The sequence below is a fragment of the Chitinophaga terrae (ex Kim and Jung 2007) genome (genome assembly GCF_900107795.1).
Lineage (GTDB): Bacteria > Bacteroidota > Bacteroidia > Chitinophagales > Chitinophagaceae > Chitinophaga > Chitinophaga terrae.
In genome coordinates, this window is sequence record NZ_FNRL01000007.1 from 255,716 (window position 1) to 271,361 (window position 15,646).

The following is a 15,646-nucleotide window of genomic DNA, read 5'->3' on the forward strand; positions in this document are numbered from 1 at the left end:
GGTCAGTTTATTTGTACCAATGAACCTTTTAATTTCGCTACTGCGCTGCTGCTTAGTTCTATACCTGTAGTGCCTTCCGCTTTGAACTGGGATTTGGCAGCATGCTTAATATTCAATCCTGCTGTTTCTACATCTCCGCCCGAGGAATTAAACGAGAGCTTTTTAGCCGTCTGCAGGGCGATGCCATCCTGGTTCATGACCAGTTTATTCCCGTTCTGATCCTGGATCGTAATACCCTTGTCTTTTTCTGACAGGAGCATACTATTGCCGCCGGGCGTTTCTATAAGAATACTTTTGTCTTCTTCCTGGAAAACTACTTTCATTTTGCTGTCGCTATAAAAACCTTTCTCCTTATTCTCATCAGTTGCCGCTACCGGCGCAGGTTTCCTGCTGCTATTCAACATTCCCAGTATCACTGCCTGCCGCGGGTCATTCGAGATAAATCCGACTATCACTTCATCATCAATATCTGGCCTGAAGAATGTACCGCTGTCTTTACCCGCATCCAGCGTTGCGATCCTGGCCCAAAGGCCGTCGGATGCATTAATGGTAGGGATCTTCACCTGTACGCGATCTTCTCCCAAAGGATCTTTTTTTAACCGGGTTACGATACCCGTTTGCAAACCATGTATCTGCGGCAGCAAGCTACTTGCTGCAATGCGTTCGCTACAGGCGATTTGCTGTGCATACCACTCCTTATCCATTCCCAGTTGGGCTGTTGTAGTCCAGCCGCCGTTGCTGATATCGTGGCGGATACCGGATACGAAATGCTTGCCGTTAAACCGGTCGCCCATCCCTTGCAACTGTACCAGGTCGCCGGGCTTAATCCCTGCAAACCCGTCGAACATTACAGTGCCACAGATCTTGGCCAGCATGGATTTCTGCCAGGCGGTATTAGCCCAGGCCTGTAATTCTTCCCGGGTCAGGTTGCCGCCGTGTCTTAACACTAATTCAGGCAGCCCTGTTACATCAGCCAGTTTGGAGGATGCTACGTTTCCCGGTTCTTTTATTCCTGTCGGAGCCTGTGCATCAACTTCCAGCAACTGCTGGTCTGCCGGGCTCCAGCCGGTTGCTTTCACTCCGGCCAGTTGCGTTCTTGCATCCATCTCTGCGGTAAATTCCAGTATGGTTGCCCCGTACTGCAGCGTAAGTACAGGGTCCGGTTTGAAAGAAGGCGCTTTAACAGACACCGCACCATCATTCACTATTACCAGTTTCCCGTTCACGTCCATCCGTTCCAGGATAAAATCCCAGTCTGAACAGTCGTATTGCACCAGTTCTGCGTGTTTATAAGTTGTTTCTTCTTTTTCTGCAATACTGACGTTATAATTGCCAAAGAGCTGCGTAGCCACGTCTGTATCCTTTACTTCCGTGTAAATAGCCGCTTTGCGGCCAAGGGTCATGCGCATGGCAATATCACGACAATCCACTTTCAATTGCGAACTACCATTCTTTCTTACGGATATTCCGTGTTTGACAATGATCCCTTTGTAAATGCAATCTTCCTGCGACTGGTGCCCGGCGTATATTTCAATTGCCGCCCCGGGCAGGAACAGGCTGTCATTGCTCGCTGCAAATGATTCCTTAGCCGGTTCTCCGTCTATCAACGTTACTTTGGCCTGAGGAATGCGATTGGCAGCTTTAATAACCGTAACGGCATACACTTCATACGACCTTGGGATCTGGTTTCCATCGATCTTTACAGTGAAGGTTACTGCGGCGCCGGGCACCCTGCCTGGTATGTTTCGGTTATTAGACATGTTATTGTTTTTGCAATGGGGGGAAGATCAGTTCCATCCCCGGTGTCAGGTTCCGGAAGTTTGCGAGCCCGTTAGCTTTGGCAACCTGGAGATAGTAACCCGGATCTTCGTATACCTTGTAGCAAAGCATAGGCAGCGTATCGCCGGCCTGTACAATGCGTTTATGCGTGATATCGGGAGACTTATCCGATTGTTGCCTTACTCTCAGTTCATTTTCAACCGTGCTGGCAAACTTGGCCTTTACAATGGCCCGTATAGGAGTTCCATCAGGCCTGAAGAGTTTAAAGTTTACGGACATCTCCTTCAGTACACACTTAAAGATCAGTTCTCCCCAGGCGATCTTCAGATAAGGAGGCTGATGTATCTCGCCTTTGTAATCGTACACCACTTTCTTGAACTGTTCCAGGTCTGGCCAGATACCTTCCTTGCTTTCCTGCTGTATACCCGCCTGGTCTTTAGATTTGAATGTGCCGGGGAGTGCGCCTGTCTTGTCAAACACAAATTCCATATCAATATCTTCCGGTTCTACCTTATCGAACTTCATTTGCTGCGACTTGGTTCCGGAAGCCTGCTGTTCCTTGTATTTGATCTTATAAGAGCGCGTATAGCCTTCAGGGTTAATAAGCACTGTGAATTTGCCTGAAGATATCTTCTTATCTTCTTCAAACCCTGACGATTTGTAAGCAGTGATTTCTACTTTATTCAGTTCGGCAGACATAGATTTATCTTTCCTGTTTGTCTTTCAAAACCTCTAATACTTTTTCAACGCAGATGGCGATGATGTCATCCTGTTCCCGGGGCTTGTCCGGGGCCGCTACGTTAGCAGCGGTTTCGCCAGGCCGTGATGATGGCGGCGCGCCGGCCCCGGTATCAATTACCGCCTTTATATAAAGTTCTCTTATTTCCAGGGGCATAACAGTTGATTAAAGAATGGTAAAAAACTGGTAACGCAATTCAAGGGATTCGATCAATATCTTACTTTCCATAGCCGTCAACTCCTCTGTTGACCATTTTTTCGGCCATGCCTGTTTCACCGCCCAGGTGATCAGCGGCTCATGTTTTTCGTTTAGTAGTTTCACTTCCAGGTCAACCGGCCGGATCTCCAGGTGTTCAAAGGTGTTCAGGCACCATTTAATAAGGGCAGAATCCTTTACTATGCCTCGTTTCAGGACGAGGTTAGGGTACTTGGTACGTACCGGCACTTCATGTTCAAACCGGTTTTCGCCGCCTTCTTTAAGGGCTTCAGTTTGCAGGTCGGTCGACAAACCGCCAACCGACTGGAACATGATATCCTGTTTCCCTGCCGTTACGCCATGCAGCGCTTCTGTAAACCCGAATTCCACTTTGAAGTGAAATGAAACAGGCGGATAATAGATGTCAGCCATCTGCCAGGAATTATTGTTTGGATACTTTTATTCCCTCGTGTGCAATCTCCATGGTTTCGATAGCCACTTCGTTGCCATCTGCTTTCAGGTCGCTGGATTGTACCTTTACCGGCCATGCGTTCAGTACCTGCCAGGTGATCACCGGTTCGTGCTTTTCGTTCAGCAGTTTGATAGTAACATCCCTGCGGGAAACGGTATTCATGGAAATGGTTTCCATCCATTCATGAAAGGCTATATCGCCCTGGAATGTTCCTCTTTTAAGCGTGATGTTGCTTAGCTTCTGTAGCCCGGGCATTTTGATCTTATGAAATTCGGGGCTGCTTCCTTCCCTGTATTCGATCACATCGGATTCCATTGTAAGACCTGTCACTTCGGTGAAACCTATCTTGGTTCCTGGTCCCCATTCTACACTGAAATGGAATTTTGGCATTGGATAATTTGCCATACTTATAGAATTTTATGATGAATAATCTGTTATCAGGATTCCTGCATTTTGTGTGCGAACCGTAAGATGATGAATTCTGCAGGCCTTACTACCGCCATACCAATTTCAACTATCATCCGGCCCTCGAGAATGTCCAGCGCTGTCATCGTTTCTCCCAGGCCGATCTTCACATAGAAGGCATCGTTAGGCTTGGCTCCCGCCAGCGCCCCTCTTCTCCATTCAAGTATGAGGAAGTTCTCTATCATCGCTTTTACCCTGATCCAGGTGTTGATATCGTTTGGTTCGAACACAAAAACTCCCGTAGCCTTCTTGATAGATTCTTCGGCATAGTTAAAGAAGCGCCGTACAGGGATATAGCGCCATTCATTGTCGTTGCCGGCAAGCGTACGGGTACCCCAAACAATGGTGCCTTTTCCTGTAAACGCCCGGATCACGTTGATCGACTTACCAGCATTATCATCAACATTCAATGATTCCTGGTCTTTGGTATTCAGTAATAAGTAAGGTCCAAGCACAGAAGCAAGACTTACGTTGGCCGGAGCTTTCCATACCCCCCTGTTATTGTCGACATTGGTATAAACACCTGCAATGGCAGCACCTGGCGGCAGGATCATCAGCGACTGCCCTGCTTTGGTCATAAAGGTTTTATAGTTTCCGAATGTCTGCATAAGACTTTGATCAAATACGTCTTCATAGGTGGAAGCCGTATTCACCAGGCTTTTATAGTAGCCAACAACTGCTGGTCCTACGTTCCCTGCCACACCGGCAGCTATATAAGAGTATTCTTTAGCTTCCACAGGCGTGTAGGTTAAAGCGTTTGCCACGTCTGCCTTTACAGTTCCGGTAATAGCCGCTGCATTGGCTTTCTGCTGCGCATCCACAAATACCTGGACCATCGCGGTGATGAATGCGCCCGGAACTCCCGGCGGCGTTGGCACCAGGTCGTTAGTGGCGGCAGGCGCTTTCACTTTATTCTCTTCATCTGCATATGATTTAGCAATTGCTACGATCACTTTATCCTTGTCTGGCGTTGCAACGTTGGTGAGCTTATTATTCAGGTTCGTGATTACCGCGGCCGGGTTTGCAGCACCCGCCTTAGCTGTGGTGATCTCTGCATCGATGCTGGCTTTCAGCGTGGTAAAATCGGGTATCACCGCCAACACCGCATCCCGTCCGTCGGTCGCTGTCGGCCCTACCGATGCGCCGTTTGCAATCTTGGACAACTGGTCCATCAGCGCGATCTTTGCAGCCAGTATCCTGTACAATACCTGTACAGAAGCATCTGTAGGGATATTTGCCAGGGTAGTTGGCAAACCAGCCAGGGTCAAGGCTTTTATAACATTGGCATTGGCCGCGTCTATCAGCTTGCCTGTACCGCTTTTCTGCAATATTTCCTGGTGATGCGTAGCAAGGGAAGACAATAGCTGCTTGAATTGGGTCACTATCTTCGCGATGTCATTGCGCATCTTGAATTCTACTGTCTGGGAAAGGGATGGCGCCGGCACTACAGGGCTGACGATAGTTGGCAACCCATCGTTGATGGTCTTTACAGCTGCGATGATATCTGCAATCCGCTGGTAGATAGCTGTTACGCCAGGCAGCATTAAGGTATAGTTGTTTTTGGCGGGATCGTTGTACAACTGCATGTAGTTCTGCTGCAATTTTTTCAGTTGTGCGTCCACATCTGCAACCCCGGCATCTACAAATCCGCCGCCGGGCTTCAGGTTCTGTTGAAGTTTGTTGACAGTATCTACGGCGTTGGAAAGATCATAAATCAATTGTGAGAGCGCGCCTGTAGTTGTCATACCTGTGAGCAGGGCCAGTGAAGAGGTGGCTGTGGGAGAAGGGTCCGATTCCAGTGCGAAGATCACGTCCCTGAAGCGGAGGCCTGCATCCAGCGACGTCTGCAACCATGGCGTATAGGCGGCGCCGTATTTGAGGAAGTTAATGCCGATATTATCCCTGAATTCAGCAACCAGGTCGTCATGCGTTTGCCCGGTGGTATGCTCATCGTTCTTTCTGAGATCGCAGATCAGGAAACGGTCCTGCAGGTCGTTACACTGCGCAAGCGCCTGCACCTGGAAGGTATAAAGACCCGCGCCCAGGGTTGTTGCGTCGGGGCTGAGAATAAGCGTTGGCTCATCATATTTTTCCAACGCTTTCAGACCACCCAGAAGGCCGGTCGACACATTTCCTATAGCTGGCGGCTTATCATAACCTCCTACGGCAACGATATAACAGATACCGCCTCCGTTGTCGTAAAACAGGCGTATAGAATCGTATAGCAGGAATGTATTTCCTTTCTGTTCCGTGTAAAGGTATTGGTTAGCCGCATTCAGGCGAATGGTCACATTCCTGGATGGAGGACCGCCAAAATACTGTTCGAATTCAAGGAACGATTCTATACGGGTAGGTACATTGAGAAGGGATACGCCATTCTTTTCAGCTATTTCCGTGTATCCGATAAAAGCTGGAATGGCTGTATCTACAGCAGCTACCGATGGAGGGAACTTTGAAATTTCCTCAACATAAACGCCTGGGGTTTTATAAGTGCTTGGCATGATAAGCAGTTTAATTAGCTAAATATATTTTTGAGTAAATGTTTTTTACCAGATGAGTGACGGGGTTGATTTCCGGGACGATCCTGGCAGGTGTCGGATCGGGCATGGGTATGGTAGATCCCATGGGGCCTGGTACAGTGTACCCGGAATAGAACCATGTCAGCGGCCTCGGATCCGGAGGCTGGTCGAAGATCGACTGGTCCTGGCGCAGGTATTGCCAGTGAGTCAGCCGGTTGCGGAAACGGATCATAAATGTTTTATTTGGGGTGTCTATTATCCATTTCTGGGTAGCGGGATCTTTTTTGCAGAAGGTGAACGCCGGGGAGGCCCCGCTGATGAAGTATTCGCACACGCCTGCAATTGGCGGCCCTCCTAACTGGTTATAGTAGTAGAAAGATAATTGCGCAGGCGCCGGCTGTTGCTGGATCACCATCCGGTAAGCCCCTTGTTCAAGCCATCCGAGGTCCAGTGTTATTGCTACCTGTTCGGAGGCTTTCATACTTGTTCTGTATGCGGTTGTACCGGTAAACTGTACAGGGTTGTTATTACAATCAAATAACTGCCAGGTGATCCATTCGCCGGGTAAAGTATTGGGCCGCGTATAAGTGAACCTTGTACCTTGTTGCAGCAGCCTGTCGCCGGGGTTGATGTAATTCACTACGGCGCTGCTGATCTGCTTCCATTTCGCCGCATTTGCAGCGTAGTTGACCAACGGAACATCTTCTTCTATCGCCTCATAAACCTTTCCTCCCATTACCATTGTATCGCCTAACCAATAGGATGTTTGCCCCGGATAAGCTGTTCCGAATGCCGGTACAGCCTTATTCAGGTAGGCAACGGCGCCTATGCTTGTTCCTGTACGGTTAGACAGGTAATACAGGGAAGCAGTAGGTTCATTGACCCGGCAATTCGTATAATTGACAAACAACGGGTCATTCAGCGACCAGCAGAAAGAAAAACGGTCGTTAGGTTCCGGATCAATATGCAGGGCATAACTGCCGGGGCTTACTTCGGTTACTTCGGCCATTACTGCAAAACCCCTGGCCGTATTCCTGAAAACCATCCTGTATTGCTGCATTAACCGCTGCGTTCTGTCATCTGGCCAGATACTCACCAGCCGGCGTACATCATAGATACCAGGATACTTCATCACAGGCCCCGGTACCAGGAAGTAATCGTGGTGCCACTGCACCTCAAATATGTTCCGATAGATTATTTGCATACCAGTTAGTTGATGAATATTTCTGTAACAGGTTGTCCGGCGGCCAGCATCCTTGCGGCGTCAATCTCGATCTGCCTGGCCTTGAACAATAAAAATGGCTGCTGCTTTCCACCCAATGAGCCCCAGAGATAGTTTACCTGTTCGAAGGTGAGGCTCATGAGGTCCAGCGTGATCCGGATATCATTTTCCGCCGGCCCGGGGTTGGTAAACACGCCGCTTGCCGGTACCGGTGTCTGTGAAATAGAAAAGGTCCGGTTGCCCTGCAGGAATTGTAAAACAAGACCCAATACTTTTAACGCGGTGCTATAATCTTTATGGTTGGCAGAAAAAAGAATAAACAGGTTTAAATACATAGGCGGGTTGACGTACGCCATTGGCCTTATTTCACTTTGCCTGACAGCGCCGAGATTCCTGTAAGTAGCTTCTTCTTCCACATTGACCATTGTCATATATACCTGCGCAGATTCGTCTACCAACGTGGTAGCAGGATTATCGGGCGTAGCAAAGGCAATATTGCCCAGCACTACCGGTTCGGGATTGGGGAGTGGAATAGCAGATGCAATAAAAGAGTTCACATTCTGCCTGATTAATTCCATTGCCTGGAAAATCATAACAAAAGGAGATTAAGGGGTTATTCGTCTTGCAACACAGTTACAATACCGCACGAAAATGCTGAAAAATTAAACCTATCAACTCTAAAAGAAAAAGTAAGCTAAATGGAAAACTATACTAACGCATCAATTCTTTTGGGGCTGCTCTGATAAACGGCGGCTGTTCAATATGGTTTTCTCTTTCTATTTGGAGTTATTCTACGATCCTATTTTTTTGTGTCTCAACAAACAGTCGATAAGTTGATTTAAAAGTAGAAAATAATTTTGAATTAACAACAATCATAAAAGGAATTTTTCCAAAATGCGTAGTTATACGTTAGTTAATAGTTTGGTTACCTGACAACTAAATAATTGATATCCTGCCGCGATGAAGGAATGGAAAATCATTAACAGCAAACATGATAACAGGTTGCTACTGCTATCCTGCAACGTTAAATTCTTTTCAGCTTAGTGAAGTTGATGGATGTCCTTTTACGGAATCCCATATATTCATAAAGGCTGACCGCTCTTTCATTGGCAGCCGAAACATGCAGGAAGGAGGTAATACCGGCGGCTTTATGTTGTTCGCACAATGCGATGATCAGTTGCTGGGCATACCCCTTCCCTGTGTAGGAAGGATGAGTACATATGGCGCTTAGTTCAGTAAACCCGCTCATTCTCATTCTTTCACCGGCCATCGCCACCAGTTTTCCATTATCATGGATACCCATATAAGTGCCTAATTGCCTGGTATCTTTCAAATAATAACCTGGTTGCAGGCTGTTGATCAGTTCATACATCTCTTCTCCGTCTGCTTCTCCCAATATCCGGATAGGCGCATCTCCGGACCTGGCATTCCTGTTCAGTGTTGTTAATACCATTTGAAAACAAGGTAGTGTGAACTCCACCTTCCAGTTACCCGGTATAGCAGGCAATTCTCCTATCATATAAAATGATTCGCCGGCTTCCAGCCATTCGTCCAGCCTGGCCGGATCGGAATTACCAGGATCAGCGCAGGCGGCAAATGAAAGTATGCCGGGCTGATACCTTTTAAATACTTCATTTCCCCTGGCAAAAAATGATTGTTCAGTTGTTAACGCACTCCACGCAGGGTTATTCAGTAATACTTCGTTGTTCATCTGCTAAATATAGTAAACATTCGATACTGTTCCTTACAATAAATTCAATGATCCCTTATGCTTTCTCCCCCACTTCTCCAGCTCTTTAATGATCGGCTTTAATTCATATCCAACAGGCGTTAGCTCATATTCAACACGCGGCGGCACTTCCGCATACACTGTTCTTTTAACAATGTTGTTTTCCTCCAATTTCCGCAATTGCAGGGTTAACATACGCTCGGTGATATTCGGCAAACATTTTCTCAGCCCGCCAAACCTTTGCTTTCCGTTTATAAGGTAACAACAAATGGCTAATGCCCATTGGCCGCCGATTATATTGGATGCGTATACTTCCAGGCACTCGTTGGCCAGGGCCTGCTTGTTCGCATAGTTCGTTGATGTCTTCTTTATCTTCGTCATTACTTACATTTTTTATATTACCATACAACTGGTCGCTAACCTGCAAATTTAGCGTTTAGGCCATTACTTTTGCCAACATACATTTCAGATGAAGCGAGATATGAAAACATTGGTAATTGTTATCCATCCGGATATAGAAAAATCGGTGATCAATAAAAGATGGATAGAAGAATTGAACAGGCATCCGGACAAATTCCATGTCCATCAATTGCACAAAATTTATCCTGACGGGAAAATAGATGTTGATGCAGAACAAAAGCTGGTAGAACAATACAACAACATCGTATTCCAGTTCCCCTTCTACTGGTTCAACTGCCCTCCGTTTTTTAAACAGTGGCTGGATGATGTTCTTACCTATGGCTGGGCTTATGGCCAGCAGAGCGGGTATAAAGTTGCCGGCAAGAAAATTGCCCTGGCCATTTCTCTCGGCATCGATGAGAAGGAATATGCCGCAACGGCCAAATACAAGTATACGTTAACGGAACTCACCCGGCCCTTTGAACTGACCTTCGAGTATGTAAAAGCCGATTACAGGCCATTATTTGCCTATTACGGCATAGAACTTAACAGCAGGAAAGAATGGATTGAAAAAAGCGTACCGCGGTATATGGAATTTTTAAACAGCTTTTACAGGGATGTGCAACAAGAATAAAAAAGCGGAAATAGTGTGGAGATAAACCACAATATTCCCGCTTTTTAACACTACCGGGAAGGAGAAGAACTATTTCTTCTGATCCCACCATACTTTCGAAAGATAACTGTCTTTATTCGGCATTCTTGAAACAGCCTCATTATAATTGTCCGTATTCAGCAGCGCTTCCTGTGTGGAATAAGCAGCCCGGCGGGGAATGGCGCCATTGGTAGATCCCTTATTGTCGCCCGGCGTTAATTTCGGATAACCGGTACGGCGCCATTCTGCATACGCTTCATAATCGCGCCCGAACAGCATCAGCCATTTCTGGGTAAGGATCTTCTCCAACTGCTGTTCTTCTGTAAGCCCGGCCAGCGAGAACTCAGCATCGATATAGGACTGCGGGATAACGGTAATATTATAAGGCTGCTGGGCCATTGCTGCGCGGATGCCTTTCTGGTAAAAACCTTCAGCATCGGCAGGCGCGGCGCCCCATCCTTTCAGGGCCGCTTCCGCCTGGAAAAAGCAGACTTCTGCATAAGTGAACACATAAGCCGGGATCGGCGCGGCCAGGTTCTGGTTAAACCATGTGGTCATGGAAGCCGTAGAAAAATTATCCTTGATCACACCAGCCAATTGCTCGTCTGTCAACGCCACTCCTATTCCTTTGTATTCCAGCGTACCTGCTTTCTGTGAATTCACCGTTGGCGCAGCGATCATCGTCAAACGCGGATCGTTTTTATCTGTCAGCGTTTTCACCAGCGCAGAAGCCAGGTAACGAAGATCGGGGCTGCCGGTCAGGATCTGCTGAAGTACAGGATTGGCATTGGTTGTTTGCGCATTATTGAAAGTTGGAACAGCAGCGTTATCCCGGTTGTCAGACAACAGCGGCTGCGCCATTGCTTCCCGTACCGTTTTTTCTGCCAGCGCAGGTGCGGCGTATTTAATGCGCATGCCTAAACGTAGTTTCAGGGAATTGCCCAGCTTCTTCCAGTTATCTACCGCCCCTTTATAATAGAAGTCGGCATTGCCATAAGAAGCGTCGCTGGCGTTGAGTTTCCCGATCGCTTCATCCAGGTCGGCTATCAATTGCTTATAGATATCCTCCTGCTTGTCGTACTTCGGTTTATTGTTCACTGCTCCTGCAAACTCCGTGGTTTGCGAAAACGGCACGTCCCCGTACAGATCTGTCAGCCGTTGCCAGACGGAGATTTCAAGTATCCGGGCAATTGCCAGCTTTGTTCTGCCCCTGGGATCATTTTCAAGGCCCTTCAACTCCTGGTACCTGATCTGCCCCAGGTTCCTCAGCAACGTATAATGAGCCGCCCATATCTGGTTGTCTGTTTTGCTTACCTGGAAATACCTGCTGGTAGGCGCCACAGCTCCTCCAGCCCAATACTGGATCCAGGAACCAACGTGGATGTTTATACTTTCTGTGCCTTCAGAAAAAGCGGCGTCTTTCTCCACTTTCGACAAAAGGATGCCCGGGTCTATACTGGTTACAGAGGTAGGCGGCGTATTCAATTCGTTAAAATCCTTTGTACAGCCTCCTGTCATCAATGCGCCGGCTACCAGGAATGCTGCTGTATATTTTGCTGATAAATATTTCATCACTTGCTTTTTTGATATGATTAAAAATCAAGACTGAGGTTCACACCAAAATTCCTCATCATTGGCAGAGAAGTAGATTCCAGCCCCAGCGATGAGTTGTTTACGTTAAACCCTGACGCTTCGGGCGAAAATCCATCTGTGTGGCGCTGGAAATAAAACAGGTTCCTTCCGTATAAACCTACACCCATCCTCTTTACTATCTTACCAGCAAACAGTTTTGCCGGCAACTGGTAACTTAAACTGATCTCGCGCATCGCGATGTAACTGGCATCATTGATCATTTCTTCCGATACTACATTCTCTTTATCGCTGGCCACTACGTTCCAATAGTCCTGCGCTTTAACGCCAATATTGTTAGGCTTGCCGGTGCTTACCCAGTTGCCGTTCGCGTCTTTCTGCGCCAACATACCTGAAGCGATATAACCGCCCTCTCTTCCTTCGAGGGTACGACGCGTAGTTCCGTATATCAGTTCTTCCCTGTTGCTTTGGGAATATACGACGCCGCCCTGGCGGATATCTACCAATGCACCCAATGAAATTCCTTTATAGCGGAAAGTGTTGGAGAAACCGCCTGTCCAGTCGGGCAATGCGCTGCCCAGCTCTGTCAATGTTGCGGCGGCTGTACGTAAAGGCAGTCCGGTTGTTGGATCGATAAGGCGATTGCCCTGTTCATCTTTCAACCAGGCGAAGCCCGTGCCAACCATGGTTCCGAAAGGCTTGCCGGGCGCGGCTACCACGCTGATACCCCTATCGCTTCCCAGGCTGAAGGTTTCTACTCCTTCCGCCAGGCTAACCACTTCGTTGCGGTTGCGGGAGAAATTGAAGGCGCTCTCCCAGGTGAAGCCGTTCTTCAGTTTTACAGGCGTTCCATTAACGGATACCTCTATACCCCGGTTCCGGATTTCGCCGGCGTTGATACGGCGAGCCTCGAACTTGCTGGACGGCGGCAATGGCACATCCAGGATCTGGTTTTTAGTAGAGGCGTTATAGTAAGTAAAGCTGAGTCCCAGGCGGTTGTTGAATAGTTTAACATCCGTTCCAAATTCAACGGACGTGGTCAATTCGTTCCTCAGGTTAGGATCAGGGATCACCGATGTAAAGTAACCCAGGGGCTGGCCGCCATGGGTGAACTGGTCGAGGCTATATGCACCCGTTAACTGGTAAGGATTTCCCGAACTTCCTGCCTGCGCAACAGACGCGCGGATCTTCCAGAAAGGGATCGCGTTGCTCCGTATGTTAAGCAGGTCGGTCATGATCACACTGGTGCTGACTGAAGGATAAAAGAAAGAGTTGTTGGAAGCAGATAAAGTAGAAGACCAGTCGTTACGGGCAGAGAAATCCAGGAACCAGTAGTTGCGGAACGACAATTGTCCGAAACCATATACGGAGTTGATCTCCGACTCCTGCAGGTCAAACAGGTAACTGTTGGTAAGTGTGTTGTTAATCACATGCAGGTTAGGCATGATAAACTCTTTACCAGTGTTGCCGGTCAGGCGCAGGTATTTTTTCTGATGGCTGCTTCCGGCATTCAATCCCAGGCTGAAATCTTTATTCAGTTCAAAATTGCCGGTGAGCAACACATCATAGTTATCTTCCCTTACCCTGATCACTTTTTCTTCTATATCTCCATTCCTGTTAGTGCTCTGGTAAGTGCCTTTCGCTCTCCAGCGCAAACGTTGTTCGGTATAGAAATCTGTACCGCCGCGGGCAGAGATCTTCAGCCATTTTGTAAGATCATACGACAACCGGAGCATACCCAGCACCCTGTCCCTATGATCGGTATTGGATGTATGGTTGATAGTCCAGTAAGGGTTTGCGGTGCTGCTGTTGGTTGCATAGGTTTTCTCGATACCCGGCGTAATGCCGCTGAAACCAAGTTGTTTGGCCACATCTTCTGCGGTCCAGGTATCATTGGCCAGAACGCTGAGTGGCATACTGCGCGGCATGCTGATAAAAAGGTAAGCCGGGTTATCGGAAGCATCAGATAAAGTAGGCCTGTTCTTTCCTTTTTGCGAGATGTAGTTGACTTTGGCGTCTAGCTGGAATTTAGGCGTGATACTGGCCTGGGTACGCAGCGTAAAGGTATTACGGTCTAACGTGTTGGTAGGCACATAGCCGTCAACGTGCGTGTTGGAATAAGAGAAGCGATAGTTCACTTTTTCGTTGCCACCATCTGCACTGATGTTGTTCACCCGTTGTTTTTCTGTATTGAAGAAATCTTTGTACGTATTAGGCTGCGGGGTCAGTTGCAGGATATTCCCCCATTGGTCTTCATAGGTCTGACCTTCCATCTTCGCGCCCCAGCTGCTACGTGCAATACGATCGCGGCCTGCGCTCATTTTAGGCATTCCTTTGATGCCCAGTTGTTTGGCCTGGGCAATGGTATATATTTTACCATCCTCTCCCCTGAAGTGGGTAAATTCCCCATTCAGGCCCTGTCCATATTCGTTTTGAAAATCGGGCGTCACCAGCGCATTGCCTATAGAATAGTCGCTGCTGAATTTTATGCCGATGCCTTTACGTGCAGATCCTGATTTTGTTGTGATCAGTATCACCCCGTTGCTGCCTCGTTGCCCGTACAATGCTGCCGCATTGGGGCCTTTCAGTACAGAAATGCTTTCTATATCTTCCTGGTTGATGTTGGAAATACCGTCACCGAAATCGATCCCGCCGGTACTTCCGGCCGCGCCAATATTCTGGTTATCTAACGGCACCCCGTCAATTACATACAAGGGTTGGCTGTTACCGACCAGGGAGTTGTTGCCGCGGATCACTACTTTGGAGGAACCGCTGGCGCCGGAGGCAGGGCGGCTTACCTGTACGCCAGCCACTTTACCGGAGAGCGCATTGGCTACGTTGGCTTCCTTACCCTGCGAAAGGTCGGCCCCTTTCAGTTCAGCAACGGTATAACCCAGCGATTTGGTTTCCCTTTTCACGCCGAGCGCTGTTACTACCACTTCCGAAAGGCCTTTGGAAGCCTCCGCCAGTTTTACATTGATATTGGTATTGCCATTTACTTCAATCCTTTGTTTGGTAAAACCTATAAAAGAAAATACCAGGGCGTTGGCGCCAGCAGGCAGTTGCAAAGTATATTTACCAGAAGCATCTGTTACCGCACCACGGGCCGAGCCTTCCACGGCAATAGTAACGCCAGGCAAAGGATTACCTTTTTCGTCGGTTACCTTTCCTGTTATCACGGTATCAGCTACTGCGGTTACCGTTGCAGGCTTGTTCGCTTCTTTCAGGGTGATGGTACGATCGATGATCTTGTATGCAAGCGGCTGACCGGCAATACACATATCCATTACCGTTGTAAGATCCGCGTCTTTTACCTGGATGCTGACAGGAGATGTTTTCTTAAGCAGGTCGTTATTATAAAGAAAATAATAACCTGTTTGCTGGCGGATGGCTGTAAACACCTGTTCCAGGGGAACCTGTTTAACAGACAAGGTTACTTTCTGAGCTTCAGCAAAAGCGCTCAGCGCCAGGGTGAATAGCAGCAGAACCAGCATATTAGCCGTTGCCCTGGCTCTCGCAGGCAAAAGGAATAACATTCCCCGCCGGAAAGCGGAAATAGTTCTTTTCATCATCGGTTAGTTTAATTAAAAGCGATTGATTTGATTGTGTACGGTATTACAGGTTTTATATTATTTTTCACTATTGTCCGACTAAAATAATGTTTTAGGATGAAAAAAGGCAGTTCCGAAGAACCGCCCAATTTGGTAAGTTTGAGTTACCACACTTAAAATTACCATGGGCGAAAATAAAAGTTTTTCCGGACAGCCGGTATTATCTCAAATATTAGATGTAATACCCAGTGCTATAATCAATGCGGCAAACAGAAAGCATCAATCAAACCGTTATTATAAGCGCTTACCCTTGCGGGTTCATTTGGTAAGCCTT

General features: G+C 47.7%; 14 protein-coding genes. 2 read left to right on the forward strand and 12 right to left on the reverse strand.

The features are described from left to right. Positions 1–2: 2 nt before the first annotated feature. The 10 genes from vgrG to BLV62_RS10185 all read right to left on the reverse strand — a co-directional run bounded on the left by vgrG (position 3) and on the right by BLV62_RS10185 (position 9,501). A complete protein-coding gene (gene vgrG, locus BLV62_RS10140; RefSeq protein WP_089761249.1) occupies positions 3–1,760 on the reverse strand; it encodes a type VI secretion system tip protein VgrG in 1,758 nt (585 codons plus the stop codon). Between the two features lies 1 nt (position 1,761). After that, a complete protein-coding gene (locus BLV62_RS10145; protein WP_089761250.1) occupies positions 1,762–2,478 on the reverse strand; it encodes a CIS tube protein in 717 nt (238 codons plus the stop codon). Positions 2,479–2,482: 4 nt separating this feature from the next. Further along, a complete protein-coding gene (locus BLV62_RS10150) occupies positions 2,483–2,674 on the reverse strand; it encodes a DUF5908 family protein (protein WP_089761252.1) in 192 nt (63 codons plus the stop codon). A gap of 9 nt (positions 2,675–2,683) precedes the next feature. Further along, a complete protein-coding gene (locus BLV62_RS10155) occupies positions 2,684–3,145 on the reverse strand; it encodes a phage tail protein (RefSeq protein WP_089761254.1) in 462 nt (153 codons plus the stop codon). Between the two features lie 10 nt (positions 3,146–3,155). Continuing rightward, positions 3,156–3,590, reverse strand: coding sequence for a phage tail protein (locus tag BLV62_RS10160; protein ID WP_089761256.1), 435 nt, complete (start codon positions 3,588–3,590; stop codon positions 3,156–3,158). Between the two features lie 32 nt (positions 3,591–3,622). After that, positions 3,623–6,151, reverse strand: coding sequence for a phage tail sheath family protein (locus BLV62_RS28790; RefSeq protein ID WP_225889647.1), 2,529 nt, complete (start codon positions 6,149–6,151; stop codon positions 3,623–3,625). A 10-nt stretch (positions 6,152–6,161) separates the two neighbouring features. Further along, the gene (locus BLV62_RS10170) at positions 6,162–7,373 is read right to left on the reverse strand and encodes a hypothetical protein (RefSeq protein ID WP_089761258.1); all 1,212 of its coding nucleotides are present in this window, start codon (positions 7,371–7,373) and stop codon (positions 6,162–6,164) included. Between the two features lie 5 nt (positions 7,374–7,378). Beyond that, entirely contained in the window at positions 7,379–7,984 is a 606-nt protein-coding gene (locus BLV62_RS10175) for a Pvc16 family protein (protein ID WP_089761260.1), read from the reverse strand. 431 nt (positions 7,985–8,415) lie between these two features. Beyond that, on the reverse strand, positions 8,416–9,102 hold the full coding sequence (locus tag BLV62_RS10180) for a GNAT family N-acetyltransferase (protein ID WP_089761262.1): 687 nt from the start codon (positions 9,100–9,102) through the stop codon (positions 8,416–8,418). A gap of 33 nt (positions 9,103–9,135) precedes the next feature. Further along, positions 9,136–9,501, reverse strand: coding sequence for a winged helix-turn-helix transcriptional regulator (locus BLV62_RS10185; RefSeq protein ID WP_089761264.1), 366 nt, complete (start codon positions 9,499–9,501; stop codon positions 9,136–9,138). A gap of 88 nt (positions 9,502–9,589) precedes the next feature. On the opposite strand from BLV62_RS10185, the gene BLV62_RS10190 reads away from it, so the two are divergent. Next, on the forward strand, positions 9,590–10,153 hold the full coding sequence (locus BLV62_RS10190; protein ID WP_225889648.1) for an NAD(P)H-dependent oxidoreductase: 564 nt from the start codon (positions 9,590–9,592) through the stop codon (positions 10,151–10,153). Positions 10,154–10,222: 69 nt separating this feature from the next. Here the strand turns inward: BLV62_RS10190 and BLV62_RS10195 are convergent, their stop codons facing one another. Both BLV62_RS10195 and BLV62_RS10200 read right to left on the reverse strand, forming a co-directional pair. After that, entirely contained in the window at positions 10,223–11,743 is a 1,521-nt protein-coding gene (locus BLV62_RS10195) for a SusD/RagB family nutrient-binding outer membrane lipoprotein (RefSeq protein WP_089761267.1), read from the reverse strand. Between the two features lie 20 nt (positions 11,744–11,763). Beyond that, a complete protein-coding gene (locus BLV62_RS10200) occupies positions 11,764–15,330 on the reverse strand; it encodes a SusC/RagA family TonB-linked outer membrane protein (RefSeq protein ID WP_211118324.1) in 3,567 nt (1,188 codons plus the stop codon). Positions 15,331–15,496: 166 nt separating this feature from the next. Here BLV62_RS10200 and BLV62_RS28960 point away from each other — a divergent pair. Next, on the forward strand, positions 15,497–15,646 hold a 150-nt coding region (locus BLV62_RS28960; protein WP_139169944.1), incomplete at its 3' end, for a DUF4372 domain-containing protein.

Bases quoted from the DNA above. Each gene is read 5' to 3' on its own strand.
- BLV62_RS10190 (WP_225889648.1), top strand. From the start codon at position 9,590: ATGAAGCGAGATATGAAAACATTGGTAATTGTTATCCATCCGGATATA.
- BLV62_RS10200 (WP_211118324.1), bottom strand. From the start codon at position 15,330: ATGAAAAGAACTATTTCCGCTTTCCGGCGGGGAATGTTATTCCTTTTG.
- BLV62_RS10155 (WP_089761254.1), bottom strand. From the start codon at position 3,145: ATGGCTGACATCTATTATCCGCCTGTTTCATTTCACTTCAAAGTGGAA.
- BLV62_RS10170 (WP_089761258.1), bottom strand. From the start codon at position 7,373: ATGCAAATAATCTATCGGAACATATTTGAGGTGCAGTGGCACCACGAT.
- BLV62_RS10180 (WP_089761262.1), bottom strand. From the start codon at position 9,102: ATGAACAACGAAGTATTACTGAATAACCCTGCGTGGAGTGCGTTAACA.
- BLV62_RS10175 (WP_089761260.1), bottom strand. From the start codon at position 7,984: ATGATTTTCCAGGCAATGGAATTAATCAGGCAGAATGTGAACTCTTTT.
- BLV62_RS10185 (WP_089761264.1), bottom strand. From the start codon at position 9,501: ATGACGAAGATAAAGAAGACATCAACGAACTATGCGAACAAGCAGGCC.
- BLV62_RS10160 (WP_089761256.1), bottom strand. From the start codon at position 3,590: ATGGCAAATTATCCAATGCCAAAATTCCATTTCAGTGTAGAATGGGGA.
- BLV62_RS10145 (WP_089761250.1), bottom strand. From the start codon at position 2,478: ATGTCTGCCGAACTGAATAAAGTAGAAATCACTGCTTACAAATCGTCA.
- BLV62_RS10195 (WP_089761267.1), bottom strand. From the start codon at position 11,743: ATGAAATATTTATCAGCAAAATATACAGCAGCATTCCTGGTAGCCGGC.
- BLV62_RS10150 (WP_089761252.1), bottom strand. From the start codon at position 2,674: ATGCCCCTGGAAATAAGAGAACTTTATATAAAGGCGGTAATTGATACC.
- vgrG (WP_089761249.1), bottom strand. From the start codon at position 1,760: ATGTCTAATAACCGAAACATACCAGGCAGGGTGCCCGGCGCCGCAGTA.
- BLV62_RS28790 (WP_225889647.1), bottom strand. From the start codon at position 6,151: ATGCCAAGCACTTATAAAACCCCAGGCGTTTATGTTGAGGAAATTTCA.